Source organism: Arthrobacter sp. JZ12 (assembly GCF_035189165.1).
GTDB lineage: Bacteria > Actinomycetota > Actinomycetes > Actinomycetales > Micrococcaceae > Arthrobacter_D.
In genome coordinates, this window is the sequence record NZ_CP045246.1 from 2943970 (window position 1) to 2968036 (window position 24067).

Below are 24067 nucleotides of genomic sequence, written 5' to 3' on the forward strand. Positions count from 1 at the left end.
ATCAACGACGAACTCGGAATGCAGGCGCTCCGGCAGAAGCACCCAAAACTGCCTCCCTAAAACGGAAGGGGTAGCCGGGCGGTTCTGCCGCCGTCGAGCACTATCACTTCCCCGGTCAGGAAGCCTGAGCGGTCACTCGCCAGGAAGACGGCCAGATTTCCGACATCCAGCGGCAGGCCCAATCGGCCGACGGGATGGAGCCTGTTGAGCGCCTCCCGGGCAGCATCCGGATCAGGCTGGGACGCGAGATAGTCATCGCTCAAATCGGAGGCTATCCACCCCGGCGCGATGGCGTTGCAGCGGATGCCCGCCTCACCGAGATCCAGTGCAACCGCCCGTGTCATCCCGTGGATTCCTGCCTTGGACGCACAGTACGCGGCATGCTGCGGGTTGGCGGCAAGACCTTCGATCGAACCGATGTTGATGATGCTTCCGCCCCCGCGCCGTCGCATGTGCGGCAGGACCGCCTGGGTCAGCAACAACGGGGCGCGGAGGTTCACTGCCATCATGCGGTCCCACTCCTCGAGCCGGATCTCCTCGATGCTGCGCTCGAACATCATCCCGGCGTTGTTGACGAGAATGTCGATGCCGCCGAAGTGCCCAACGGTATGCTCCACTGCTTCGGTGATGGCTTGAGGGTCAGCGATGTCGGCGGTGATACCCAGAACGAGGGGGTGTCCGGAAAGCACCGGCTCAAGTTTCTGGCGCTGGACAATCGCCACCTGTGCGCCTTCCTCCAGGAACCGGTCGACGACACCCCTCCCGATGCCCCGCCCACCACCGGTAATCAGGGCTACTTTCCCGTCAAGCTCCCTCACGCCCTCCTCACGGTCCAAGCTCATGATTGGAGGAAATCAAGGTCGGCGCCTTCGGAGGCCTGGACGACGGTAGATGCATAGAGCCTGCTCCAACCGCGTTCCGGAAGCGGGCGGGGAACAAGGTCGGCCCGCCGGCGCTCCAGTTCTTCCTCGTCGACCAGGAGGTCCACAGTGCGGTTGGGTACATCGAGACGGATGCGGTCGCCGTCGCGCACCAAAGCGAGGGGTCCGCCCAGGGCGGCTTCCGGAGCACAGTGAAGGACTATGGTGCCGTAGGCGGTGCCGCTCATCCGCCCATCGGAGATACGAACCATGTCGCGCACACCCTGTGCTGCGAGGTATTTGGGAATCGGTATGGAACCGGCTTCGGGCATCCCTGCACCAACGGGACCGATGTTCCGCATCACCAGGACGTGGTCGGGTGTGAGTCCCAGCTTTTCATCGTCCAGCCGCGCTTCGACATCCTCCAGGGAGTCGAAGACGCAGGCGGTCCCCTCATGGACCAGCAGATCTGGGGATGCAGCCGCCGCCTTGAGTACCGCACCCCCGGGAGCGAGGGAACCGGTCAGGGTGACAAGGGTACCTTCCGGTCCGAGCGGGTCATCAAGGGTGCGGATGGTGTCCTGCCAGTCCTCCGGACCGGTATGGGCCTCTAGCACCTGGCCAAGGGTTTCACCCGTGACGGTGGTGACGCTCAGGTCCAGCATCGGCGCCAGGGTCCTCAGCAAGGCCGGGACGCCGCCGTCGCGGTGCATGTCCGGCAGGTAGTTCCTGCCCGCCGGCTTGCAGTCGACAAGGAGGGGGACACTGGATGCAATTTCGTGGAAGTCCTCCAGGGAGAGCTTCAGTCCGAGCCGCCGCGCGATGGCGGTGAGGTGGATGACGGCGTTGGTGGAGCCGGAAATGGCAGACAGAACCGTCACGGCATTCCGGAAGGCGCCTTCGGTCATGATCTCTGATGGGCGGCGGCCGGACAGTCCGATTTCGACGGCGCGGCGTCCGGTTTCAACGCCCAGCCGTAGGCGCTGCGCCGACACCGCCGGTGCGGTGCCGGCGTAGGGCAAGGACATTCCCATGGCCTCGACCAGGCAGGCCATTGTGGAGGCGGTTCCCATCACCATGCAGGTGCCCGCAGTGGGAGCCAATTCCTGGTTCACCTCGCCGATACCCGCCTCGTCGATCTTCCCGCCACGGTAGTCGGTCCACATTCGACGGCAATCAGTGCAGGCTCCCAGCCGCTCGCCCTTGTAGGACCCGACGGACATGGGGCCGACAACGAGTGCGATGGCAGGAATGTCGGCGCTGGCCGCCGCCATGAGCTCAGCGGGCACGGTTTTGTCACAGCCGCCCAGCAGCACCACCGAGTCCATGGGCTGGGACTTGATTTGCTCCTCGAGCTCCATGGCCATGAGGTTGCGGAAAAGCATGGTGGTGGGGTTGGTGAGGATCTCCCCGAGGGACATCACGGGGAAGACAAAGGGCAACCCTCCCGCTTCAAGGACACCGCGCTTCACATGCTCGATGAGCTGAGGCATGTCCCGGTGGCAGGTTGTGTAGTCCGAAGAGGTATTGACGATTCCGACAACCGGTCGCTTGAGGTCTTCAGCGTCCAGACCTGCCGAGGACAGGAAGGCGCGCCGAAGAAACTTGCTGAAGCCCGGGTCACCGTAGCTCGTTAGCTTGCGGTCGACGCCGATTTCATTCTCGGATCCGTTCACGTTCCGTCCTCGATTCCACGATTCGGTTTGATCTCTTCAGCGCAGAGTGTCTCCCCTCCAGGTGGAGGGGAGACACCGCGGACCGTTCCCGTTACCAGCCGGTCAAGCGGGCCGGTTGAACCACTCAGTTACCCCATACTGCTACCGGATCGCCCAGGACATCCTCATTGACGTCAAGACCGAGACCGGGACGCTCCGGAGGAAGGATTCCGCCGTCGCGTCGAATGAAGTCGAATTTCGCGGTCTCAAGGGTCACCATGTCAGCGGTGTTGAGGACACAGCGGAGCTGCTTTTCGGGAACGGTCGCGCCAAGATGGGCAACCCCTGCGAAAGCGATCGCGGAACCAACGGTGTCCTGCACGCTCACAGTGAGCCCACCTGCCCGGGCGATGTCCCGCTGCCGGCGTCCGGGCGTGAGGCCACCGGACTTCGAAACCTTCAGGTTGATACCGTCGGCAGCATCCTGGGCGATGGCCCAGATGACGTCTTCGTCCTGCTGAATGAGTTCATCGAGGATGATCGGGTAGAGACACCGCTGCCGTAGTGACAGCGTCTCGCGGCGGGTGGCACAGGGAGCCTCGATCACGAAGTCGGCTCCGACAGGCAGCATGGCCTGCATGCGAAGCACGGTTTCCGGAGTCATTCCGCCATTGGCGTCGGCGAAGAAGAATTCACCCGGCTGGCGGTCAGCCAGGCACGCGCGGATCCTCTCGGCGTCCAGGGCGGGGCCGCCGTCGCTGTCGGCAGTGCCGATTTTGATTGAGTGGCCGCGGTAGCCGCGGGCCCGGTGGTCAGCGACGCGCGCACGCATTTCCTCGGGCTCCCCGGTGTGGATCGAGGACATCATGGTGAGCGGCTTGCCGGTGGATCCGCCCAGCAGTTCGTAGACAGGCAGACCCACGGACTTGCCGAAGATGTCCCAGCAGGCGATGTCCAGCGGCGCCTTCGCGTGGTTGTGTCCAACCAGGGTGGCGTCGAGCAGGTCGTAGTTGCGGTCAACCTGGCGCGGGTCGCGGCCAAGCAGCGCAGGGGCGAGTTCGGCAATGCCCGCGCGCGCGCCCAGCGCGTGCGCAGCCACGTAGGTGGCGCCGAAGGGAGTGCTTTCGCCCCAGCCCACCGTCCCGTCATCTGCCGTGATCTTGACGATCGACGCGTCGAAGGATTCGTAGGTGCGGCCGCCGGACAGGTGGTAGAGGCCGCCGGAGTAGGGCAGGTCTACCTGGAACAGTTCAATGCGCTCGATCTTCATACTGGATTTCCGTCCCTTAGGCGTTGCGGGAGTCTGCTGTTCCGGCAGCAGGAGGAAGGAGGACAAGTTTGCCGGTGTGCTTCTTCGACAGGAAGTCCTCCTGTGCAACTGCGATGTCGGCCAACGGGTAGGTCCTGGAGACTACGGGATGGATCTCATTCGCCTCGATGTAGGGCACAAGGTTTTCAAAGACCTCGTCGTCCTGGAAGGTGCAGCCGAAGAGCGTAAGGTCCTTCAGGTAGATGGTGCGCAGGTCGATCTCGGCAATGGGACCGTTGATGGCCCCGGCAACTGCATACCGGCCACCGGAACGCAGCACATCCAGGAGTGTTGAGGTCTTGGGCCCGCCCACGATGTCGCAGATGACGTCGACCGAGTTCTTCCCCAGTGCAGCCACAATGTCCGCACCTCGGTCAAGGGTCTGGTCCGCGCCCTGGGCCAGGACCTGCTCCGCCTTTTCAGGTGAGCAGATTGCGATTACGACGGCGCCACGGCGCTTGGCCAACTGGACCGCGGCAAGGCCTACTCCCCCGGATGCACCGGTGACTACAACGCGCTCACCGGTGCACACACCGGCGCGGTGCAGCATATTCTCGGCCGTCGAGTAGGCACACGGTATGGCCGCCAGTTCGGCGTCGCTCCAGTCGCTGTTGACGGCGTGCGTCTCGCGGGAAGGAGCTACCGTGAACTGGGCGAAGCCGCCGTCGCACTCGCTGCCGAAGGTCCAGCACTCGTAGGGACGGTAATCAACGTAGGTGCGCAGCATGTTGCGGACCAGGACCCGCTCGCCGATTCGCTCGGAAGACACGCCGTCGCCGACCGCGACGATCCGTCCGCACACATCAGCACCCTGGATGCGCGGGAAGGTGAGCGCCTGACCGGACCACGCGGCGTCATCGTCGGTGATTGTCTCGAAACCGGCGGCTCCGCCCGCGTTGGTTTCCGAGGAGACTGCCTTGGAATACCAGCCGATACGGGTGTTGATGTCGGTGTTGTTGATGGCAGAGGCGCCCACCTCGATGAGTACCTCGCCCTGTCCCGGCCGGGGAACGGCGACGTCGGTGCGGTATTCGAGCTTGTCAAGTCCGCCGTGCCCCGTGAGGACTGCGGCTTCCATCGTTTTGGGCAAGTCAACGCCCGCCTCAGTGCGAGCTGCAGTGAGTACTTCTCCGGTCATCCTGATCGAACTCCTTTGTTCGCTGGTGATTTCCACGATGTTCGCTGGTAGGTCCGCAGGGACCACGGATCCTGCGGACCTACCAGTTCTGTTACTGATTTAGACGGAGGCTGACGCCTCGCTGAGGCTCATGCCCCTCGTTTCGGGAGCCCACATCTGGGAGATCACAGCCCCGATCACGCAGATGCCCGCCGCGATGAGCATCGTGACGCCCACACCCAGGCCGCTAACCGACAGCGGCAGAATGAAGGTTCCGGCCGCCGCACCGATACGGGACACGGCAGTGGCGAAACCGACCCCGGCACCGCGTATCTCGGTGGGGAAAACTTCTCCCGGGTAAACCCCGGTCAGGGCCGTGGAAACCGCGTTGGCGAAGGAGAAGAGAATGAAGCAGGTCAGGATGATCAGCGGGGATACCTGAGCGAAGAGGCCGATGACAATCAGCGCGGCGGCGCCGATCCACTGCGGCGGAATGGCCAGCTTGCGGCGTCCGACCCGCTCGATGAGGAACATGGCGGCAAGGGCGCCGGCAACCACGAACCCGTTCAGCAGGAGGGCGCCGGTCAGTCCGTCCTCAAGCCCGAAGCTTTCCAGGACGATGGGCGCGAAGGTCGCGATCGCGAAGTAGGGCGTGACGTTGCAGACCCAGTAGATGGACACAAATGCTGTGGCCTTGCGGTACTGGGGTGAGAACAGTCGCCAGACGCTGGTCTTTCGCACTTCTTCGCGGATCACATCCTCCACTTCCGCCTCTTCCATGTACTCACGGGCGATGGCGTGTCCTTCCTCAACGCGTCCCTTGCTGATCAGCCAGCGCGGAGACTCCGGCGTTCCGAGGCGGAGCAGGAAAACGATGAGGGAAGGAACCGTGCTCATGCCCAAAATGATGCGCCAGTCGGCACTCAGGGCGGAGGACATGTAGTAACCCACGGCGTAGGCGAGAAGGTACCCGACGTACCAGGCCACTTCCTGGAAGGCCAGGAGCTTGCCGCGCAAACGCGTAGGAGCGAACTCGGCTAACAGCGGCCAGCCAATCGCGTAGTCCGCGCCGATCGCCATGCCCATCAGCAGGCGGATGATGAAGAGCTGAATTTCATCGGTAACGAAGAATTGCGCTACAGAGCCCGCCAGGAAGATGGCCAGGTCGATGATGAACATCGGCTTGCGGCCGAACTTGTCGGCGAAGTAGCCGCCAAGGGGCCCACCAAGGAAGATGCCGATCAGGGCTGAAGCACCGATGAGGCCCTGCCAAACGAATGACAAGCCAAGATCGGCAGTCATTGCAGGAATGACAAGTCCGATTCCACCAAGGATGAAACCGTCGATGAACATGCCACCGGCGATCACGCCGCTGAGCTTGATTAGGAACCGGCTCTTCTTCGGGTCCGTTCCGAGTTGCGGCTTGGACCCGTCTTCAGAGCGGCGGGAAACAGTAGATTGCACTGTGACTTCCTTGTCTGGAAATTGCTTGTACGTCAAGAGAGCGCCATCATGAGCGCTGGCGAAGGAACGAGGGATGTTCATTCACCGAACACGGTGGTCAAATATGACATTGAGCACACTGGCGAGTCAAGGCGTGATCAACATTACGAAGCGATGCCCTGCGGCCTTTGACTGTGACCTAGGGTACACATAAAATTGAATATGGTGTTCACATTCTGAACCCATTACCCTAGGAGGAAACCGTGACTCTCACCGGACATTCCCTAATCGCCGGCCAGTCCGTTGCTGGCGAAGGCCCGACTACGGCCGGATTCAATCCAGCTACCAACGAAGCTCTGACGCCGGAATACTCGCTGCTCACCGCAGAGCAGTTGAAGGCTGCGACAGCGGCCGCAGCCGAAGCGTACCCGTCCTTCAGTACTCTCGATCCCGAAACGCACGCCGCATTCCTGGACGCTATCGCGGACAATATCGAAGCCCTGGGCGACGAATTGATCACGCGTGCCTGCCAGGAAACCGGTCTCCCGACCGCCAGGATCGAGGGCGAGCGCAAGCGCACAACGGGCCAACTGCGGCTCTTCGGCGAGGTTGTCCGCCAGGGTGACTTCCGCGGGGTCCGCATCGATCCCGCCATCCCGGACCGCACTCCGCTCCCCCGTGCCGACATCCGCCAGCGACAGATCCCACTCGGACCGGTTGCCGTCTTCGGTGCCAGCAACTTCCCGCTTGCTTTCTCGACCGCCGGCGGTGACACGGCCTCTGCACTGGCCGCAGGCTGCCCTGTGGTCTTCAAGGCCCACAATGCACACCCGGGTACGGGTGAGCTTGTCGGTCAGGCCATCACTAAGGCTGTCAAGCAGTTCAATCTGCACCCCGGCGTCTTCTCGCTGGTCTACGGGCCGGGTGCCAGCATCGGGCAGGCACTGGTGGCCGATCCACACATCAAAGCTGTTGGTTTCACGGGTTCGCAGGCCGCAGGCGTTTCCCTGATGCGCACCGCCGCGGCGCGTCCGGAGCCGATTCCGGTCTACGCCGAAATGTCGTCCCTCAATCCGGTCTTCGTTTTCGAGGGCGCCCTCAAGGGTGACATCGATGCCCTCGCTCAGCAGTACGTGGCATCGGTGACAGGAAGTTCCGGGCAGCTCTGCACCTCGCCCGGGCTGCTGTTCGCCCCTGTCGGTGAAGCGGGCGACCGCTTCGCCGCCGCCGTCGGACGCGCCGTCAGCGCCTGCGCGGGCCAAACCATGCTGACCGAAGGTATCGCCGGCTCCTGGCGCACCGGAACCGAGAATCTTCGCTCCGCCGATAATGTGACGGTGATCGGAGAAGGCACCGCCGGGTCCACCGAGAACGCCCCGGCGCCGGCTATTTTCGGTACCCGCGTGGAGGACTTCGTGACCAACCACGTTCTGCATGAAGAGATTTTCGGTGCAGCTTCGCTGGTCATCCGCTACGGCTCCGTGGCAGAACTCATGGAGGCCACCGCACGTATCGAAGGCCAGCTCACAGCTTCGCTCCAGCTGACCGAAGAGGACTACGCGACGGCAGCTCAACTTATTCCCCTTCTGGAACAGAAGGTTGGCCGCATCATTGTCAACGGCTGGCCCACCGGCGTCGAGGTTGGTCACGCGATGGTGCACGGCGGACCGTTCCCGGCCACCTCGGACTCACGCAGCACGTCCGTTGGCACACTTGCCATCAACCGCTTCCTGCGCCCGGTGGCGTACCAGAATCTCCCTCAGGAGCTGCTCCCGCAGCCGCTCCAGGACAGCAACCCCTGGCACCTCAATCGCCGCATCAACGGCACGGTTGAGGCTGCGGAAGCCCGGGTCTAGCGGGTACACCCGCAAGTCCAGAGGAACGGCGTCGTGCCGGCTTGAGGGCCAGCACGACGCCGTTCCTCTTTTCGAGTGCGCCAGCCTTCTATTTCACTGCTTAAACGGCTCCGACCCTGGGGGCTACGTGAGCGTCCCCAGGGCCGGAGGTTTGGCGCTGGTCGTGCGGCGGGCGGTTAGGCAGGCACCGCGACCTAGAAGTTGCCGCTAACCCAGGTGCCAGATGCCGAGAGCGGAGAGCAGCTCCCGGGGATCCCAGACCACCCACTCCTCGGCCAGTTTGTCGTCCTCGAACCGGAGGAACGAGGCCCCCGTCACCGTGACGCTGCGACCGGTGGCAGGCACGTCCATGAACTCACCCTGGTGGGTACCCTTGGTCTGCCAGTGGATGGCAGCTGTAGCACCGTCCTCCACAATGTGCAGGATCTCCGTGGTGGTGTCCGGGAAAGCGGCATGCGTTGCTTCAATGGTCTTTCGAAGCGTTGCATAGTCCTCGCTGCCGGACTTGGAGCGGCGGACGTAGTCCGGGCTGAGCATCTCTTCGAAGGGGGTCAGGTCCCCGTCACCCCACGCACGGTTCCACGCATTGAGGATAGTTGTCTGACGGGTCATGATGCACTCCTTGCGGGCTCCGAAGCCGACTGTACCGGCTGCGCCGGCGCTGGGATTTCAATGGGGAGGTACTTGCCGAACTTGCCGCCCCGGAAGATCAGGGCGCTTCCGTCGCCTTCACTCATGTGCGTGATGGATCCAACCACCATGTAGTGGTCACCGACTACTACTTCCGCAGTCACTACGCAGTCGATGTACGCAGTAGCACCGTTCAGGTGCGGCGTTCCGAGAGGACCCTTGGTGCAGGGAATGCCTGAGAACTTTTCGGGGCCCTTTCGCGACAGCGACCGGCAGATGCTGACCTGATCGTCAGAGAGGATGTTCGCAGTGAACTTCTGCAGCTTGCGCAGTTTCGGCCAACTCGAGGAGCCCTTGTCAACACAGAACATGACCAGGGGCGGTTCCAGCGAGAGGGACTGGAATGTACCGACAACCAGGCCAAGCTTCTCGTCGTCGTCGTTGGTTCCGGTGATGGCTACAACGCCGGTCGGAAGTTTGCCTAGTACCTGCCGATAGTAGGCGGGCGTGATGTCGTTATCCGGCGTAATTTCCGAGGATGGGGTGATGTCCATGAGGATTCCTTTTACGGGTCTCTGATTGGGCGACGATGCCCTGGCTAGGAGGACGGAATGAGGTTTTCCCTGAAGCTGCCGAAGCGGCCACCATGAAAAATCAGGGGTGAGCCTTCACTGTGCGCCATGTCGATGACGCTCGCAATGACCACAATGTGATCACCTGCCACGAACTGCTGCTCTACGCGGCAGTCGAACCAGGCCAGGGCACCCTGGATGTGCGGGTTGCCCCACTCGGACTCTGACCAGGCAACTGAGCGCAGCTTGTCCTCGCCCTTCGACGAAAGCGCCCGGCAAACCTGCTGCTGGTCTTCCGCCAGCAGGCTGATGCTGAACGTCGAGGCGTCCGCAATTTTCGGCCAACTGGTGGAGGAATCCATAACGCTGAAGGTCACCAGCGCCGGTTCCATGGAGAGGGAGGCGAACGTCCCGACGATCATGCCGTTCTGGACGCCGGTGGTCCGGTCCGTTGAGCAGACCGCGGCAACTCCGGTGGGCAGGTGGCGCATGACCGCGCGGTACGTGTCAGAACTGATGGGCCGCGCAGCAAGAGCGTTAACACTCATGACTGTGCCTTCAGCTCTGCATCGACATCGCGGCTGGCACGCAGACCGGATTCGATGGCGCCGTCGAAGAAGCCTGCCCAGATATTCGCAATGTCACTGCTGGCGAAGTGCAGTGCGCCTTCGCTGGCCTGCTGTGCTGCGTGGTACTTGGTGAGCTGGCCGGGGCGCTGGATCTGCCAGGTCTCCTCGGCGTACGGGTCTTCGCCCCACTTGTGGCCGGTGACCTCGATAACCTCGAGGTCGTCGCGCCAGACGCGAATGGCTTCCTGGATCTGCTCGGGGTCGGTGACATCGATGCGGTTGGCGTCGGCGCCGAAGCCGACCAGCACGGCGTCGGTGTCGCTGACGAACTCGGTGCGGATGACCGAGAGCGGCTTGTCCTGCGCGGAGTAGGCGAAGAACGGCTTGATGGGTCCCTTGACCCGGATCCAGGCCTTCACGCCCTGTGATGCGGTGCGTTCCCGGCTCGGGGCGAGCTTGCCCTCGGAGAGCGCCGGCTGGACATCAAGCTTGTGGAGAATGTTCTGCGGAAGGGTGATGACAACCTTCTTGGCAGTGATTTCCCGACCGTCACCGTAGGTGACGGTGGCGCCGTCGTCGGTGTGGCGCACGGAGGTGACCGGGGAGTTCAGGCGGATGTCGGCGTCGGCGTCGGCCGCAATGGCCTTGACGAGGGTGTCATTGCCGTTCTTGAGGCGGAAGATGGCCGAGGCCTCGTGCATCAGGTGCCAGTGCCCGGAGGACCCGGCGGTCCAGCGCAGCGCGTTGACGTACGCGCACTGATCCAGCGGCGCGTTGAAGTGGCCCACCCAGGCGGCCTCGTTGGCGTTGCGCTCATCCACGGACAGGTCCAGCTTGTCCAGCATTTCCTGCAGGTTGTACTGGTCAACCTCGGCCAGGTCCGGGTTGGTCAGTGGGGCGTCGGGGCGGGGCAGCCACTTCATGGTGTCCTCGAGGACCCGGGTCATGCCGGGGTCGATGAGGTTCATGAAGTCATCCAGGTTGCCGCGGCGGACTTCGTCGCCGGCCAGCCAGTAGGTCTCCTCCGAACGCGGCCCGCGGGAAACCTCAAGGCCGTACCGGGTCACCTCAGCCCACACGTGCGGCTGGGTCCAGTGCAGCCAGTTCCCGCCAAGCTCGAGGTTCTGGTCCAGGCGGCGCTCGGTGTACACGCGGCCGCCGAGGCGCTCACGGGCTTCCAGGACAACCACCTCGTGACCGCGGTTGCCCAGTTCACGGGCGGTGATCAGGCCGGCAAGACCGGCACCGATGACGACGACGTCAGTCTGTTCAGTCATGTGATGTATCTTTCGTTGCAGTAGCGGTTGGGGCGGTGGACCTAGCGGCTTGCTTCGCTGAGGTTGCGGGCGCGCTGGCTGGTTGCAGGGTGACCCTCCAGGGTGTACTTGTGGCCGGGGAAGAGCTTCTCCCGCAGCGTCACGGGCGCCTCATCATCGGACCGGGCGGGGGCGACGATGCCCTGCTCACGGAGCAGCGGAAGCGCCAACTCGATGAAGTCTTCCCAGCCGCCGGGCTTGGTGGTGTAGCTCAGGTTGACACCGTCGATGTCGGCCTCATCCCGCCACCGGCGCAGTTCGGCAGCAACGGTTTCAGGTGAGCCCACGATCGTGCATCCGGTGCCGCCGACAGCCAGGAACTCTGCGATCTGGCGCGGGGTCCAGTCGCGGTCCGGGTCCGCCTTGGAGAACATGTCGACCATCGACTGGCCGGCCTTCGTTCCGACAGAGCGCAGCGGGGTGTCCAGTTCATACTCGGACATATCAATGCCGGTCCAGCCGCTGAAACGGGCGAGGATCGCGTCGACCGGTGCGTTATCGACTGCCTTCTGGTACTTCGCCTGGGCTTCCTCATCCGTGGGTGCAACGACAACCGTGAGCAGGATGATGATCTTGACATCGCGCGGATCCCGCCCTGCGTCGGAAACGGCCTGGCGAAGCTTTGCCGAGGTGCGCTTGGCGCCTTCCACGGAGGTGCTCTGGATGAAGACAGCTTCGGCGTGCTTACCGCCGAACTCCATGCCCCTGGAAGAGGAGCCGGCCTGGAAAAGAACGGGAGTGCGCTGCGGGGACGGCTCGCACAGATGGAAGCCCGGGACCGTAAAGTGCTGGCCCGAGTGGTTGATCTGGTGCACCTTGGCGGGATCGATGTAGGTCGCGGATTCGACGTCGCGGACCACGGCGTCTTCCTCGTAGGAGCTCTCCCAGAGCTTGTACACAACGTCCATGTATTCGTCAGCCATGTCATAACGCTCGGCCGGAGTGAGCTGCTGCTCCTTGCCCAGGTTCCGGGCAGCAGCCTCGGAGTAGGACGTCACAATGTTCCAGCCCACGCGGCCGCCCGTGAGGTGGTCCAGGCTGCTGAACTTGCGCGCGAGCAGGTACGGCGGCTCGTAGGTTGCCGAGCAGGTTACGCCGAAGGTCAGGTGCTTGGTCACTGCGGCCATCCCGCTGATCAGTACGGTTGGGTCGTTGATCGGAATCTGCGCAGCGTCGCGCAGAGCCGCATCCCCGTTGCCCCGGTACACGTCGTGGTAGCCGACGTTGTCAGCGAAGAAGATGCCGTCGAAGCCGGCCTTCTCAAGCTTCTGGGCAATCCCCGTCCAGTACTGCAGATCGGTGTAGCGGTAACCCTGGTCGCCTTCCGTGCGCCAGGACCCGGAGGTCAGGTGCGAGGGAGCGAACACGTCGAAGGCGAAAAGGCTCAGGGGTTCATTCTTCATGGCAGCGGTGCTTCCTTGGACTCGTGCCGAGCTATAGGCGGCTTGGTTCATTCACAGTTCATTTTTGAACACTGCGTTCAATCTATGATGTAACGAAACTCACTGTCAAGAGCTTGGTCACATTGTGAACGGCTGGTTCGATCAGTACCGGCGCGTAGGATTGAAGGGTAAGGAAAAGGGCAGGATCAGCCCGACTCGGACGGCGAAGCGGAGCGAAATGGCACTGGGACGAGGCGCATCATCGATGGACGCAGACGAGGCCGGGAGCTCATCGGGCAGCCAGGAGCCGTTTGACCTTATTAACAAATCGGTGGTGAAGGCCACTCTGCTGCTGCGTGAACTCGGCCGCCACCGCAACGGCATCAATGTCACCGAGCTTGCGCAAACTGTGGGAATGTCGCGGCCCACAGCTTTCCGCCTGCTGCTGAGCCTGGAGCACACCGGCTTCGTTGAACGCACCGACAACCGCTACATGCTGGGTTGGCAGGTCGCACATTTGGGCAGGCTTGCCGACCCCTTTGCCGCAGCGGTCTCCCGCACGCAGCCCATCCTCGATGAGTACGCAAAGAAGGTCAACGAGACGTTGAGCTTCGTGATCGTCAGGGCGGAGGGTGAAACCGATCATGTGGTCATCGCCGAGGCCTCCGGAACCCGCTATCTGAGCGCCTCACACCAGTACCTCGGTGGCACCTACCCGCTGCATGCGAGCGCCACCGGCAAGGTCATTCTTGCCGAACAAAGCGACGAGAAGATCGCCGCTACCCTTCCTGACACACTTGAGGCATTAACTGAGCACACCATCACCAGCCGCGACGCCCTGATGGAAGAACTGAAGCAGGTCCGCGAACAGGGCTATGCGCTTCTCGATAACGAACTTGAAGAAGGTCTTTTCGCCATCGGCTGTCCTGTGCGCGATGCGGGCGTCCTCATCGGCGTAGTGACGGTACAGGGCCCGACTGAGCGGCTGAAGTCCCAGCTGTCCGAGAACATCACTGAATTGCATAACGCAGCTGAGGAAATCACCCGCGCACTGACATAGTCCCGCGAATGACAGCGCCCCCTTCTTAGGATGCGTACATCCAAAGAAGGGGGCGTCGTCGTTTAGAGCGCGTACCCGAACGCTAGCTCGCGTAGGGATCCGCGATGCCGATGTATTGGGTGTAGAGGTACTCCTCGATGCCTTCCAGTCCGCCCTCACGTCCGAGGCCCGACTGCTTCACACCGCCAAAGGGCGCGGCTGCATTCGAGATGACACCGGCGTTGAGGCCGAGCATGCCGGTCTCGAGACGCTCCCCCATACGGATTCCACGGTTGAGATCCTTGGTGAAGACGTAGGCGGCAAGGCCGTACTCCGTGGCATTGGCCAGCCGCACGGCGTCGTCCTCGGTGGCAAAGGTGACGATCGGGGCCACAGGTCCGAAGATTTCCTCGGACAGGATCCGGGATCCTTCGGTGACTCCGGTCAGCACGGTGGGCTGGTAGAAGTAGCCCGGTCCGTCCACGGGGGCACCGCCCACCACTGCCTGCGCGCCGGAAGTGACGGCGTCGGACACCAGCTCGTGAACCTTGTCGCGGCTTTCGGCGTCGATCAGCGGGCCCACCTTGGAGTCCGGTTCGGTGCCGCGGGCGATGGTCATTTCCTTCATCTTCAGCGCGAACTTGTCGGCGAACTCAGCGGCAACCGACTCGTGGACGATGAACCGGTTGGCAGCGGTGCAGGCCTCGCCCATGTTGCGCAGCTTGGCGAGCATGGCTCCGGCCACTGCGGCGTCGATGTCCGCGTCTTCGAACACCAGGAACGGGGCGTTTCCGCCGAGTTCCATCGAGGTGCGCAGGACGGTCTCAGAGGCATCCGAAAGCAGGCGGCGGCCCACCTCGGTGGAGCCGGTGAAGGAGAGCTTGCGCAGGCGCTGGTCCTTGATCAGCGGGCCGGTGGTCGCGCCGGCGCTGGTGGAGGAGATGACGTTCAGAACGCCGGCGGGCAAACCGGCTTCCTGCATGACCGCGGCGAAGAGCTGTGAGGTCAGAGGGGTCAACTTGGCGGGCTTCAGGACCATGGTGCAGCCGGCGGCCACGGCGGGAGCAACCTTGCGGGTTGCCATGGCCAGCGGGAAGTTCCACGGCGTGATCAGCAGGCAGGGGCCGACCGGCTTCTTGGTGACCAGGATTCGGGTCTTGCCGTCCGGTGCCACCGAGTAGCGGCCGAAGGCACGTACGGCTTCTTCCGAGAACCAGCGCAGGAACTCGGCGGCGTAGGCAACCTCACCGCGGGCTTCCGCAAGGGGCTTGCCCATCTCGAGGGTCATGAGCAGCGCGAAGTCCTCGGCGCGCGCGGTGACCAGGTCGAATGCCCGTCGAAGTATTTCGCCGCGCTCGCGGGCCGGGACCTTCGCCCAGGAGTCCTGCGCTGCGGCGGCGGCGTCGAGGGCGGCCTTGCCGTCCTCAGCCGAAGCATCCGCGATGCTCAGCAGGACCTTGCCGGTCGCGGGGTCTTCAACGTCGAAGGTCTTACCGGTAGTGGAGGGCCGCCATTCGCCGTTGATCAGCAGGCCGGTGGGGACAGAGTCAAGCAGTTCAAGCTCGGTCAGTGCGGGGACAGACATGGTTCAGTTCCGTTCTATGCGCGGTAGTGCGGGAAAGAGTGGGGAGTTGGAAGGGCGAGTACGAGGGTGGCGCAGGACCTAGTAGGCCTTGACCCTCTGCTCGACCACGAGGTGGATGAGGGCGAAGACGCCGTCCTCATCGATTGCCTTGAGCGCAGCTTCGATGGCCGCGGGGATCTCGCTGTCCTTCTCCACCTTGATACCGAAGCCGCCGAATGCCTGCGCCATGAGTGCGAACTCAGGGTTCTTCAGCTGCGTGCCGGAGACACGGTGTGGGTAGTGCCGTTCCTGATGGGTGCGGATGGTGCCGTACTCCTGGTTGTCCATGACCACCACCAGCGGAGTTGCCCCGTACTGGGCGGCAGTGGCCAGTTCCTGGCCATTCATGAGGAACTCGCCGTCACCTGCGATAGTGACCACGCGTCGGCCGGGATATTCCAGGGACGCTGCAACTGCCGAGGGAACCGAGTAGCCCATGGAGCCGTTACGGGCACTGATCATCGACGCGTACCGCTGGGTGGGGAAGTAACGGTGGGCCCAGTTAGTGTGTTCTCCCGCTCCAAGGGTGATCATCGCGTCCTCGGGCAGGGTAGGCACCAGGTTGGCCATCAGGGTGTCCATGCGTGCCTGGCCGTCCGTGGGAGTAGCCGGGGGCAGGGTTGAGAAGGCCTCCTGCTCGTGGCGCATTTTCGCCGTCCAGGCCTTCCACTCCTCCTTGACCGGCAGTTCGATCTTCGCCAGGTCGCGAACGAACACGTCCGGCTTGGCTACGATCTGGTAGGACACCGGACCGGACCGTCCGCGCAGGGACGGGTCGATGGTGATCAGGAAGTTCTTCTTGTTCCAGTCCTGGCGGCAGAGGAACCCGTCAGTGATCACGTCGCCCGGGACGGTGCCGACGAAGATCAGCAGGTCGGTCTCTTCGAGCAGGTCGTAGGTGGGGCGGGGGCGGCCGTAACCGATCGGTCCAACGTACGACGGCGAGTCGAAAGGCACGGTGCCCTCGGTCCGCCACTCTGCCGCGGCAGGAATGGAGTGTTTCTCCAGCCAGGCGGTGAGCTGGCTGGCGCCCTCCTGGGTCCAGTCGTTGCCGCCGGTGACGAACAGCGGCTTGGTGGAAGCGGCCAGCGCCTCGGCCAGGGCGTCGGCGTCGACGGTGGTCATGCCGCCGCTGGCTACCGGAATCGGCGGGTGGAGCTCGGCCGGGATCTCCTGGCGGATGACGTCCTCGGGCAAGCCGATGACGACCGGACCCGGCCGGCCGCTCATTGCGGCGAAGAGTGCCTCGGCAACGATTTCGGAGGCGCGTTCTGCGTGGTCAAGGACCATGACGCGCTTGGCGCCCGTGTCGAACCAAGCCTTGATGTCGAATTCCTGGAAGGCTTCACGGTCGCGGTGGGCGAAGGGAATCAGTCCCACAAAGAGGACCATCGGGGTGGAATCCTGCCACGCAGTGTGAAGGCCGACGTGCGCGTTCGCTGCACCAGGGCCACGGGTGACCATGGCAATGCCGGGCAGCTGGTTCATCTTGCCGTCGGCCTCGGCCATGTAGGTTGCACCGCCCTCATGGCGGCAGACGATGGTCTCGATCGGGGAATCATGAAGGCCGTCGAGAACGTCGAGGAAGCTCTCTCCCGGAACGACGTGCGCGCGCTTGATGCCGTGGGCGACCAGGGTGTCAACGATGACGTGACCGGCGGACTTCTGGGTGGAAACTTCTGCCTCAGGGGCGGGTTCCAAGAGTGACTTCGTTGTCATGGTTACAAGTATCTTTCACAGAATGAAAACTGCTTACGTTATGTGAAATGTTGGCACGTTTTCCAAGTGCCAGTCAACGGAAAAGAGCGCAAATTACGCTCTTCGAGGGCGTGATTAGCACCACACGAGGATCAGTAGACGGAAGTCTTCAGGGATTCCGAGACCCGGGCCGCTGCCCGTCGCAGTTCCGGCACACAGGACAGGAGCAGGCCCTCCTCAGCGGCTTCTACGGGGGCCGTGAGAGCGACTGATTCACTCGCGGGGCCAACCCGCGTCGGCACGGCAACAGCCACAGACAGGACGCCGGTCGACCTTTCGTCGAGGGACAGGGCGAAATCGACTCCCGGTTCGGGCAACCGCTCACGCAGTGTGCGCGTGGTGAAGCCCTCTTCCTCGTAGCCCAGCGCGATGGCCGCGCCTACGATCCTGGCCAATTCGTCGTCATCGGCGGCGGCAATCAGGATCTTGCCTGCCGCACCCATGGTGAGGGGAAGGCGTCTGCCAAGGGGGTGATCGTAGCGGAGGGGCGCATCGCCGTCGTGCCGAAGCACGAGTGCGCGCTCGAAGCCGAGGCGGGTGTGCAGGGAAGCCGTCAGCCCGGTCTGCGAAGCCAACTGCTGAAGCACGGGGCGCGCAGCAACCACAAGTGGATCGAGTTCCAGGAAGCTGCGGGCGGCGGGGACGGCCGCGGGCCCTATCCGATAGGCCTTGTCCTGCTGGCTGACCATGTCGAACTCCTGCAGAACGCGCAGGATGCGCAGTGTGGTCGGCAGGCTCATCCCGCACGCCTTGGAGAGGTCACTCAGGCGCTGCGGACGCTCCGAGCGCTGCAGTTCCGCGAAGATTTCGAGCGCACGCGTCAGGGAGCGCATGTTCGGGGTCTTCGAAACGGCTTCCGAGCTGCCACCGGTCGTCGTTGCATTCGGCGTCATACTTTCATCCTATGCAACTTCAGGCGGTGCAGTTGCACAGGATGAAAGAACCGAGCTTAGCTGCCCTAGACAACCCCCAGCGCCAGCATTGCGTTTGCCACCTGCACGAACCCCGCAATGTTGGCACCCGCCACATAATTGCCGGGTAGTCCATACTCGTCGGCGGTGGCTGCACAGCGCTCGTGGATGTTCGCCATAATCTGCTCGAGCCGCTCTTCGGTGTGCTCAAAGGACCACGCGTCACGGCTTGCGTTCTGCTGCATTTCCAGCGCCGAGGTTGCAACACCACCGGCGTTGGCGGCCTTACCGGGGCCGAAGAGGATCCCGGCATCCTGGAACAGCTCGATCGCTTCCGGCGTGCTCGGCATGTTCGCCCCCTCGGCCACGGCAACCAGGCCGCGTTCAAGCAGTCGCTTAGCCGCGACGTCGTCGAGCTCATTCTGGGTGGCGCACGGAAGAGCGACGGTCGCGTCGACGTCCCACACGGATCCGCCGGGGACAAAGACAGCTCCGGAGCCGCGCTCGTTCGCGTAGTCGCTCACCCGTCCGCGCCGGTTCTCCTTGATGTCGCTGAGCAGTTCGACGTCGATACCCTGCTCGTCAACGACGTAGCCGGAGGAGTCCGAGCAGGTAACCACCTGGGCACCGAGCGACTGCGCCTTGGCAATGGCATGCAGTGCGACGTTACCCGAACCGGAAACCACCACACGCTGCCCGTCGAGCGTCAGGTTGCGGGTTGCCAGCATCTCCTTCGCGAACAGGACCGCACCGAAGCCGGTAGCTTCGGGCCGCACCAGCGAGCCGCCCCAGCCGATTCCCTTGCCGGTGAGAACGCCGGATTCGTACCGGTTGGTGATCCGCTTGTACTGGCCGAACATGTACCCGATCTCCCGGGTGCCTACGCCGATGTCACCAGCGGGAACGTCCGTGTACTCGCCGATGTGCCGGTAAAGCTCGGTCATGAATGACTGGCAGAAGCGCATCACCTCGGCGTCGCTGCGGCCGCGGGGATCGAAATCGGAGCCGCCCTTGCCACCTCCAATCGGCATGCCGGTCAGCGCGTTCTTGAACACCTGCTCGAAACCCAGGAACTTCACGATTCCCAGATAGACCGAGGGATGGAAGCGCAAGCCACCCTTGTAGGGGCCGAGCGCGGAATTGAACTCCACCCGAAATCCCCGGTTGATCTGCACCTTGCCTGCATCATCGACCCACGGAACGCGGAAAATGATCTGGCGCTCCGGCTCGCAGATCCGCTCCAGGATGGACGCCTCTACGAACTCCGGGTGCTTTTGGAGCACCGGTGCCAAGGATTCGAAAACCTCGTTCGCTGCCTGGTGGAATTCCGTCTCTCCAGGGTTCCGCCGGACAACTTCGTCCCGGATTGCTTCCATCGCAAAGTCCATTTGGCTCTCCTTCACTGCAGAACGTACCGGCCAAGACTACAGTCGCCTGTGAAAGAGGGCACACTGCGGGTAGAACTGCAGCATGAGCACTCAGCTGCCCGGCGTCGTCGTTCTCGGTTCCATCAACGTGGACCTCGTCGTTTCCCTCGAACGCCGTCCACAGCCCGGCGAGACCCTGTTGGCGCGATCGATGACGGTGTTCCCAGGCGGGAAGGGCGCCAACCAGGCCGTCGCTGCGGCGAAACTTGGCGCCCCCACCACGATGGTCGGTGCCGTCGGGCAGGATGCCTACGCTGACGTCGCGCTTTCCGGGTTGAAGGCTGCGGGAGTGGACACGAATGCCGTTCAGCGAATGGACGCACCTACCGGGGTTGCAATAGTGGAAGTCGATGACGCCGGGGAGAACAGCATCGTTGTGATCCCAGGCGCCAATGCGCTCGTGACTCCCGAACTGATTGCCACCCACGCGGACATCATCGCCGACGCCGGCGTGCTGGTGCTGCAGGGCGAAATTCCGGCATCGACGGTCACCGCTGCGGTTACGACGGCGCGTGGCCGCGTGCTGATCAATCTGGCGCCGGTGATCGACCTGCATCCCGAAACACTTTTGCGCGCGGACCCGCTGGTGGTGAATGAGCACGAGGGGGCGCTGGTGCTGGCTCAGCTCAACGGAGGACCGGCTCCGGCATCCTTCGAGGAGACAGCGCAGGCACTCCTCAAGTGCGGTTTCCCATCTGTCGTGATTACGATCGGCGGCGCCGGGGCGCTGCTAGCCACAGCGTCCGGCGTCGTTCAGATTCCCGCGCCGTCAGTCCCGGTGGTGGACACCACAGGCGCAGGGGACGCTTTTGTGGGCGCGCTCGCCGCCCGCCTGGCAGCGGGAGACTCACTGCCCGACGCCGTCGGGCTGGCTGTGCGCGTAGGCGCGTTCTCGGTGGGAGGCGAAGGCGCGCAGCCGTCCTACCCGTCGCTGGAGGACGAACTGCCGAAGACGGACTAAAGCGCGCGTCGCTTAGCTAGCGTCAGTTGCCGCGCGGCTTGTTCGGTCGAATCACCATGGCGAGGAGCCACGCGATCACACCCCCGACGGCAAGCGCGGCGACGGAGGCCGAGATGGTGGTGCCCAGGCCGCGAGGCTCACCTCCGGCGCCCTCGGCACCAGCCTGCGCATCTTCCTCAGCCGCTTCTTCTGCCGCGTAGGGCTCGACAACGGGAGCCAGGATTGTCTCCGGAGAACCCGCAGATCGCTCGAGGGTGTTACGCAATACCTCGGCGACCTCCTCGTTACCTCCGAGCCTCCAGTCCACCGTGCGGTCCTCGGCCTCGGGTTCAGTGCGGACGTCCTCGAGCCAGGCAATCATCCCGATCTCCGGGTACTCCTTGGCGATCGCGGGGTCGAAGAGCTGGTTCAGCCACGCCGTCTTGATCTCAACCTCGTCGGCGGTATCCGGATCCTCAGGGTCGTAGAGTGCGGCAGTCTGAATGAAGAACCGCTTGCCGCGTTCCGCCGCGTATTCCTTGGCGAAGTTGACCTGCGGGGCTTGCGGCGGAAGGCCGTAAGACCCTTCAAGCTGTGTCGCGAACTTATCCTCCTCCGGCAGCACCGAGGTGACGATGGAACCGGAGTAGTCGCGGTCGTCGTCGTTCTCGGCGACCCGGCCCGGCTGGTAGCTGCCGTAGTGGTACATGGTCAGGCCCACCCAGTCGACGGCGTCGTCACCGGGATAGTAGGGAGCGTACGGATCGTCGCCGAAGTCGACCAGCTCGTTGCCGTTGGTGTCCAACGCCTCAAGCGTTCCTTCGCCGCGCTCGTCCAGCGCACCGTACGCCTCGGTGAAGGGATAGCCGGACGCGTACGACGGCGCCCACAGCATGGCCGCGGACGGAACCTGCGCGTGCACCACCTCCGCGACGGTCCGGAACGCGGCGACGTACTCCTCGGGCTGCTGCCCCCACTCAAACCAGGTGCCGTTCATCTCCGGGGCGAAGCGGATAAAGAACGCGGTGCCGTACTCCTCGCCGGCGTCCTGCAGCACCTCCGCCAGCTGTTCGGCGTCCTCCGCGGTGAGCTCACCCAGTGGAACGGAGGGCTCCAGCGTGACGACGGCGAGCGCCCCCATCTCGGCGACCTGCTGTGCCGTGCTGCGCAGGTCTTCCTTCAGGGTGTCATCGAGCGGATACGCAAACGGCCTGGTCAGGAACGACGGCGAGATCCCTACATCCTCGCTGTAGGATCCGGCATCCGCGGTGGACCATTCCAGTTCAGCGCCGAAATAGCGGCCTTCGGCCAGCTCGGTGGGTGCTTCCGCCGATCCGCTCGCTTCCGCTGACCCGGCCGGCGAAGTTGCCGTTCCCGCGCTCACCCCCGCTCCAAGCAGTGCCAGCACGGCCGCCGTCGAACACAACGCACGAACCAGGCCACGCCTGAATCCCCGATTGGAAAAAGTCATTCCACCGCTTCCTCTGTGCATCAGCTTCCGCGAGCTGATCGAGACCCGCAACTGGAGTCCAAGTTACCGGAACGGCATCCGATAGGCTCGAGACTTACGTTTTGAGCCAGGGAGTGAGATTCAGCGTGACCGACATTCAGGAAGCTGTGGTTGGATTCGATCCGGATGCTGCCGGAGAGCAGCCTGCGGCAGCACTTGAAGCGCTGATCAGCCGCGTGGAAGAAGAAGTCCGAAAGCTTCAGCTCATCAGGTTCAGCCAGGAGGACGCGCTGTCGCTCGGCCTGCTTATCGTCGAGCTGGCCACCGAGCGGGAGCTGCCTGTCGCCGTCGATATACGGCGCGGTAATCACGTCCTGTTCCACGTTTCGCTGCCCGGCGCCACTGCGGATAACGACGCCTGGGTCGAACGCAAAGCCCGTACGGCCGAGCGCTATGCGGCGCCGTCGCTGTTGGTGGGGCTGCGGGGCAGGGTGTCGGGCGGGCGTATCGAGGACAATGCCTGGTTCGACCAGGCGGTCTACGCCGCGCATGGCGGCGCGTTTCCCGTTCAGGTGAAAGGGATCGGGCCGGTGGCAATAGCCACGGTGTCGGGGCTGCCCCAGATGGAGGACCATGACCTTGTGGTCGAGGCCCTGACCAAGTTCAGCCGGCGCAAGAAGAAGGTAGCGCCTGCTGCTAGCCGATGAGGTGCAGTTCGCGAAGCTTCGCCTCGACGTCCGAATTGAGCGGCTCAACCTGGTGGCTGCCGTCGGGGTACACCACCACCGGGATGTTGGTCCGGCCCGAGATGTTCTGGGCTTCCGAGGCTGCGTCCGGCTCCTGCACAAGGTCGATGTAGCGGTAGTTCACGCCTAGCTCGTTGAGCTGCTTCTTGGTCCGGATGCAGTCGCGGCACCAGTCGGCGCCGTACATCAGGATGCCCTGTTCGGTATTGCTCACCCGACAATTCTAGGTCGCAGCTACCGCGGTCCGCTGGCGTGTTCGCTGCGAGCGACAGCGGCTCCCATCCGCGCAACCGCCTCTGTGAGGATGGACGACGACGTCGCATAGTTCAGGCGCACATGCCCCGCTCCCCCTTCCCCGAAGACATGCCCCGAGCTGAGCGCCACGCGGGCGTGGTCGAGGAAGAAGCGCGCAGGCCCTGCCAGGTCGGAGACCACGCCGGGTGAGGCTTCGCCGTCGGAATAGTGCGCGCTGAGCCGGCGGCAGTCGAGCCACGCAAGGTAGGTGCCCTCCGGCGCCCGGAAGCCGACGTCAGGCAGGTGTTCGGCAAGCAGCGACCGCAGAAGATCGCGGTTGGCAGCGAGTCCGCCGATGAGCGCGTCAAGCCACCGTTCGCCCTCCTTCAAGGCCGCCGTGTGCGCCAGGATCCCCAGATGGCTGGGTCCGTGCCCCACCTCTTCGGGCAGCCGGCGCAGGTCCGCTGCCGCCTCCGGGCCTGCCACGACCAGCGCCGCCTTCAGTCCCGCCAGATTCCAGGCCTTGGAGGCGGACACGACGGCGAACGCATCCTCTCCCCCGGCCACGCTCAGGTACGGCGTGAACTCGGCGCCCGGCAGGATCAGGGGGCTATGAATCTCGTCGGCCACCACGCGCACTCCGTACGTACGGGCGAGCGCAGCGATTCCTTCGAGCTCAGCCCGAGTGTGGACCACGCCCGTCGGGTTGTGCGGATTGCTGATCAGGTAGGCAACCTGTTCGCCCTGGGCCCGCGCTGCCCGAAACGCTTCCTCCAGGGCATCGAGGTCCACGCGCCCGGCGTCGTTCAGGGATGCCGTGTGCACCTTCCTGCCGCTGTGCTCCACGAAGGCAAAGAACGGCGGGTAGACCGGGGTGTTGATGACCACGGTTGATCCGGGTTCAGTGACCAGCCGCAGGACCTCGACGATGCCCAGCATGACGTCCGGAACGAGGGCCGTGCGGGCAGGGTCCACTCCCGACCAGCGCCACCGGCGCTCGGCAAAGGCGGCCAGCGCCTCAGCGTAGGCCGTCCCGTAGGGGTAGCCGGTGTCGCCGCGAGCAACGGCATGCGTCAGGACGCGGGCCACGGGCTCAGCGAGCCGCACGTCCATCTCTGCGACCCAAAGCGGAAGTACATCTTCCGGGTAGGTCCGCCATTTCAGGCTGGTCCGCTGCCGCAATTCGCCGAGAGTCAGGTCCTCGAGCGGATTCGGAATGCTGTTCATGC

The 24067-nt window shown here is 63.9% G+C and carries 21 protein-coding genes; 4 read left to right on the plus strand and 17 right to left on the minus strand.

Going from position 1 to position 24067, the window contains the following annotated elements; genetic code table 11:
• Positions 1 to 56: 56 nt before the first annotated feature.
• From GC088_RS13710 to GC088_RS13730, 5 genes are all read right to left on the minus strand, one after another.
• Complete coding sequence (locus tag GC088_RS13710; RefSeq protein WP_323959548.1) at positions 57 to 842, minus strand: SDR family NAD(P)-dependent oxidoreductase; 786 nt, start codon at positions 840 to 842, stop codon at positions 57 to 59.
• Positions 839 to 2536: a dihydroxy-acid dehydratase gene (locus GC088_RS13715; RefSeq protein WP_323959549.1), complete on the minus strand. Its 1698-nt coding sequence runs from the start codon at positions 2534 to 2536 to the stop codon at positions 839 to 841. The genes GC088_RS13710 and GC088_RS13715 overlap by 4 nt, the downstream gene beginning before the upstream one ends.
• A 124-nt stretch (positions 2537 to 2660) precedes the next feature.
• Positions 2661 to 3785: a mandelate racemase/muconate lactonizing enzyme family protein gene (locus GC088_RS13720; protein ID WP_323959550.1), complete on the minus strand. Its 1125-nt coding sequence runs from the start codon at positions 3783 to 3785 to the stop codon at positions 2661 to 2663.
• Positions 3786 to 3801: 16 nt separating this feature from the next.
• Positions 3802 to 4962 (minus strand): alcohol dehydrogenase family protein, encoded by a 1161-nt coding sequence (locus GC088_RS13725; RefSeq protein WP_323959551.1) that lies wholly within the window; start codon positions 4960 to 4962, stop codon positions 3802 to 3804.
• A 99-nt stretch (positions 4963 to 5061) separates the two neighbouring features.
• Positions 5062 to 6405 (minus strand): MFS transporter, encoded by a 1344-nt coding sequence (locus tag GC088_RS13730; protein ID WP_323959552.1) that lies wholly within the window; start codon positions 6403 to 6405, stop codon positions 5062 to 5064.
• 242 nt (positions 6406 to 6647) lie between these two features.
• Here GC088_RS13730 and GC088_RS13735 point away from each other — a divergent pair, with 242 nt between their 5' ends.
• Positions 6648 to 8240, plus strand: coding sequence for an aldehyde dehydrogenase (NADP(+)) (locus GC088_RS13735; protein ID WP_323959553.1), 1593 nt, complete (start codon positions 6648 to 6650; stop codon positions 8238 to 8240).
• Positions 8241 to 8447: 207 nt separating this feature from the next.
• On the opposite strand, the gene GC088_RS13740 is transcribed toward GC088_RS13735, so the two are convergent.
• From GC088_RS13740 to GC088_RS13760, 5 genes are read right to left on the minus strand one after another with little or no spacing between them, the layout of a single operon-like run.
• Positions 8448 to 8852 (minus strand): ester cyclase, encoded by a 405-nt coding sequence (locus GC088_RS13740; protein ID WP_323959554.1) that lies wholly within the window; start codon positions 8850 to 8852, stop codon positions 8448 to 8450.
• Positions 8849 to 9424 carry a flavin reductase family protein gene (locus GC088_RS13745; RefSeq protein ID WP_323959555.1) on the minus strand — a complete coding sequence of 192 codons (576 nt, stop codon included), beginning with the start codon at positions 9422 to 9424 and terminating at the stop codon, positions 8849 to 8851. Before GC088_RS13745 ends, GC088_RS13740 begins: the two co-directional genes overlap by 4 nt.
• Before the next feature lie 44 nt (positions 9425 to 9468).
• A complete protein-coding gene (locus tag GC088_RS13750) occupies positions 9469 to 9990 on the minus strand; it encodes a flavin reductase family protein (RefSeq protein ID WP_323959556.1) in 522 nt (173 codons plus the stop codon).
• On the minus strand, positions 9987 to 11288 hold the full coding sequence (locus tag GC088_RS13755) for a flavin monoamine oxidase family protein (RefSeq protein ID WP_323959557.1): 1302 nt from the start codon (positions 11286 to 11288) through the stop codon (positions 9987 to 9989). Before GC088_RS13755 ends, GC088_RS13750 begins: the two co-directional genes overlap by 4 nt.
• A 41-nt stretch (positions 11289 to 11329) precedes the next feature.
• Positions 11330 to 12730 (minus strand): LLM class flavin-dependent oxidoreductase, encoded by a 1401-nt coding sequence (locus tag GC088_RS13760; RefSeq protein WP_323959558.1) that lies wholly within the window; start codon positions 12728 to 12730, stop codon positions 11330 to 11332.
• Positions 12731 to 12947: 217 nt separating this feature from the next.
• On the opposite strand from GC088_RS13760, the gene GC088_RS13765 reads away from it, so the two are divergent.
• Entirely contained in the window at positions 12948 to 13769 is an 822-nt protein-coding gene (locus GC088_RS13765) for an IclR family transcriptional regulator (protein WP_323959559.1), read from the plus strand.
• 82 nt (positions 13770 to 13851) lie between these two features.
• On the opposite strand, the gene GC088_RS13770 is transcribed toward GC088_RS13765, so the two are convergent.
• The 4 genes from GC088_RS13770 to gdhA all read right to left on the minus strand — a co-directional run bounded on the left by GC088_RS13770 (position 13852) and on the right by gdhA (position 19429).
• The gene (locus GC088_RS13770) at positions 13852 to 15333 is read right to left on the minus strand and encodes an NAD-dependent succinate-semialdehyde dehydrogenase (protein ID WP_323959560.1); all 1482 of its coding nucleotides are present in this window, start codon (positions 15331 to 15333) and stop codon (positions 13852 to 13854) included.
• Positions 15334 to 15411: 78 nt separating this feature from the next.
• A complete protein-coding gene (locus GC088_RS13775; RefSeq protein WP_323959561.1) occupies positions 15412 to 17091 on the minus strand; it encodes a thiamine pyrophosphate-dependent enzyme in 1680 nt (559 codons plus the stop codon).
• Between the two features lie 131 nt (positions 17092 to 17222).
• Positions 17223 to 18023 (minus strand): IclR family transcriptional regulator, encoded by an 801-nt coding sequence (locus tag GC088_RS13780; RefSeq protein ID WP_323959562.1) that lies wholly within the window; start codon positions 18021 to 18023, stop codon positions 17223 to 17225.
• Between the two features lie 65 nt (positions 18024 to 18088).
• Positions 18089 to 19429 carry an NADP-specific glutamate dehydrogenase gene (gdhA, locus tag GC088_RS13785; protein ID WP_323959563.1) on the minus strand — a complete coding sequence of 447 codons (1341 nt, stop codon included), beginning with the start codon at positions 19427 to 19429 and terminating at the stop codon, positions 18089 to 18091.
• A gap of 82 nt (positions 19430 to 19511) precedes the next feature.
• Here gdhA and GC088_RS13790 point away from each other — a divergent pair, with 82 nt between their 5' ends.
• The gene (locus GC088_RS13790; protein ID WP_323959564.1) at positions 19512 to 20429 is read left to right on the plus strand and encodes a ribokinase; all 918 of its coding nucleotides are present in this window, start codon (positions 19512 to 19514) and stop codon (positions 20427 to 20429) included.
• Positions 20430 to 20451: 22 nt separating this feature from the next.
• On the opposite strand, the gene GC088_RS13795 is transcribed toward GC088_RS13790, so the two are convergent.
• The gene (locus tag GC088_RS13795) at positions 20452 to 21879 is read right to left on the minus strand and encodes a glycosyl hydrolase (RefSeq protein ID WP_323959565.1); all 1428 of its coding nucleotides are present in this window, start codon (positions 21877 to 21879) and stop codon (positions 20452 to 20454) included.
• 134 nt (positions 21880 to 22013) lie between these two features.
• On the opposite strand from GC088_RS13795, the gene GC088_RS13800 reads away from it, so the two are divergent.
• Positions 22014 to 22565 (plus strand): heme-degrading domain-containing protein, encoded by a 552-nt coding sequence (locus GC088_RS13800; RefSeq protein WP_323962087.1) that lies wholly within the window; start codon positions 22014 to 22016, stop codon positions 22563 to 22565.
• Here GC088_RS13800 and GC088_RS13805 read toward each other — a convergent pair.
• Complete coding sequence (locus GC088_RS13805) at positions 22555 to 22791, minus strand: glutaredoxin domain-containing protein (protein ID WP_323962089.1); 237 nt, start codon at positions 22789 to 22791, stop codon at positions 22555 to 22557. The two genes, GC088_RS13800 and GC088_RS13805, sit on opposite strands and share 11 nt — an antisense overlap.
• Positions 22792 to 22838: 47 nt before the next feature.
• The gene (locus GC088_RS13810) at positions 22839 to 24065 is read right to left on the minus strand and encodes a MalY/PatB family protein (protein WP_323959566.1); all 1227 of its coding nucleotides are present in this window, start codon (positions 24063 to 24065) and stop codon (positions 22839 to 22841) included.
• Between the last annotated feature and the right edge of the window lie 2 nt (positions 24066 to 24067).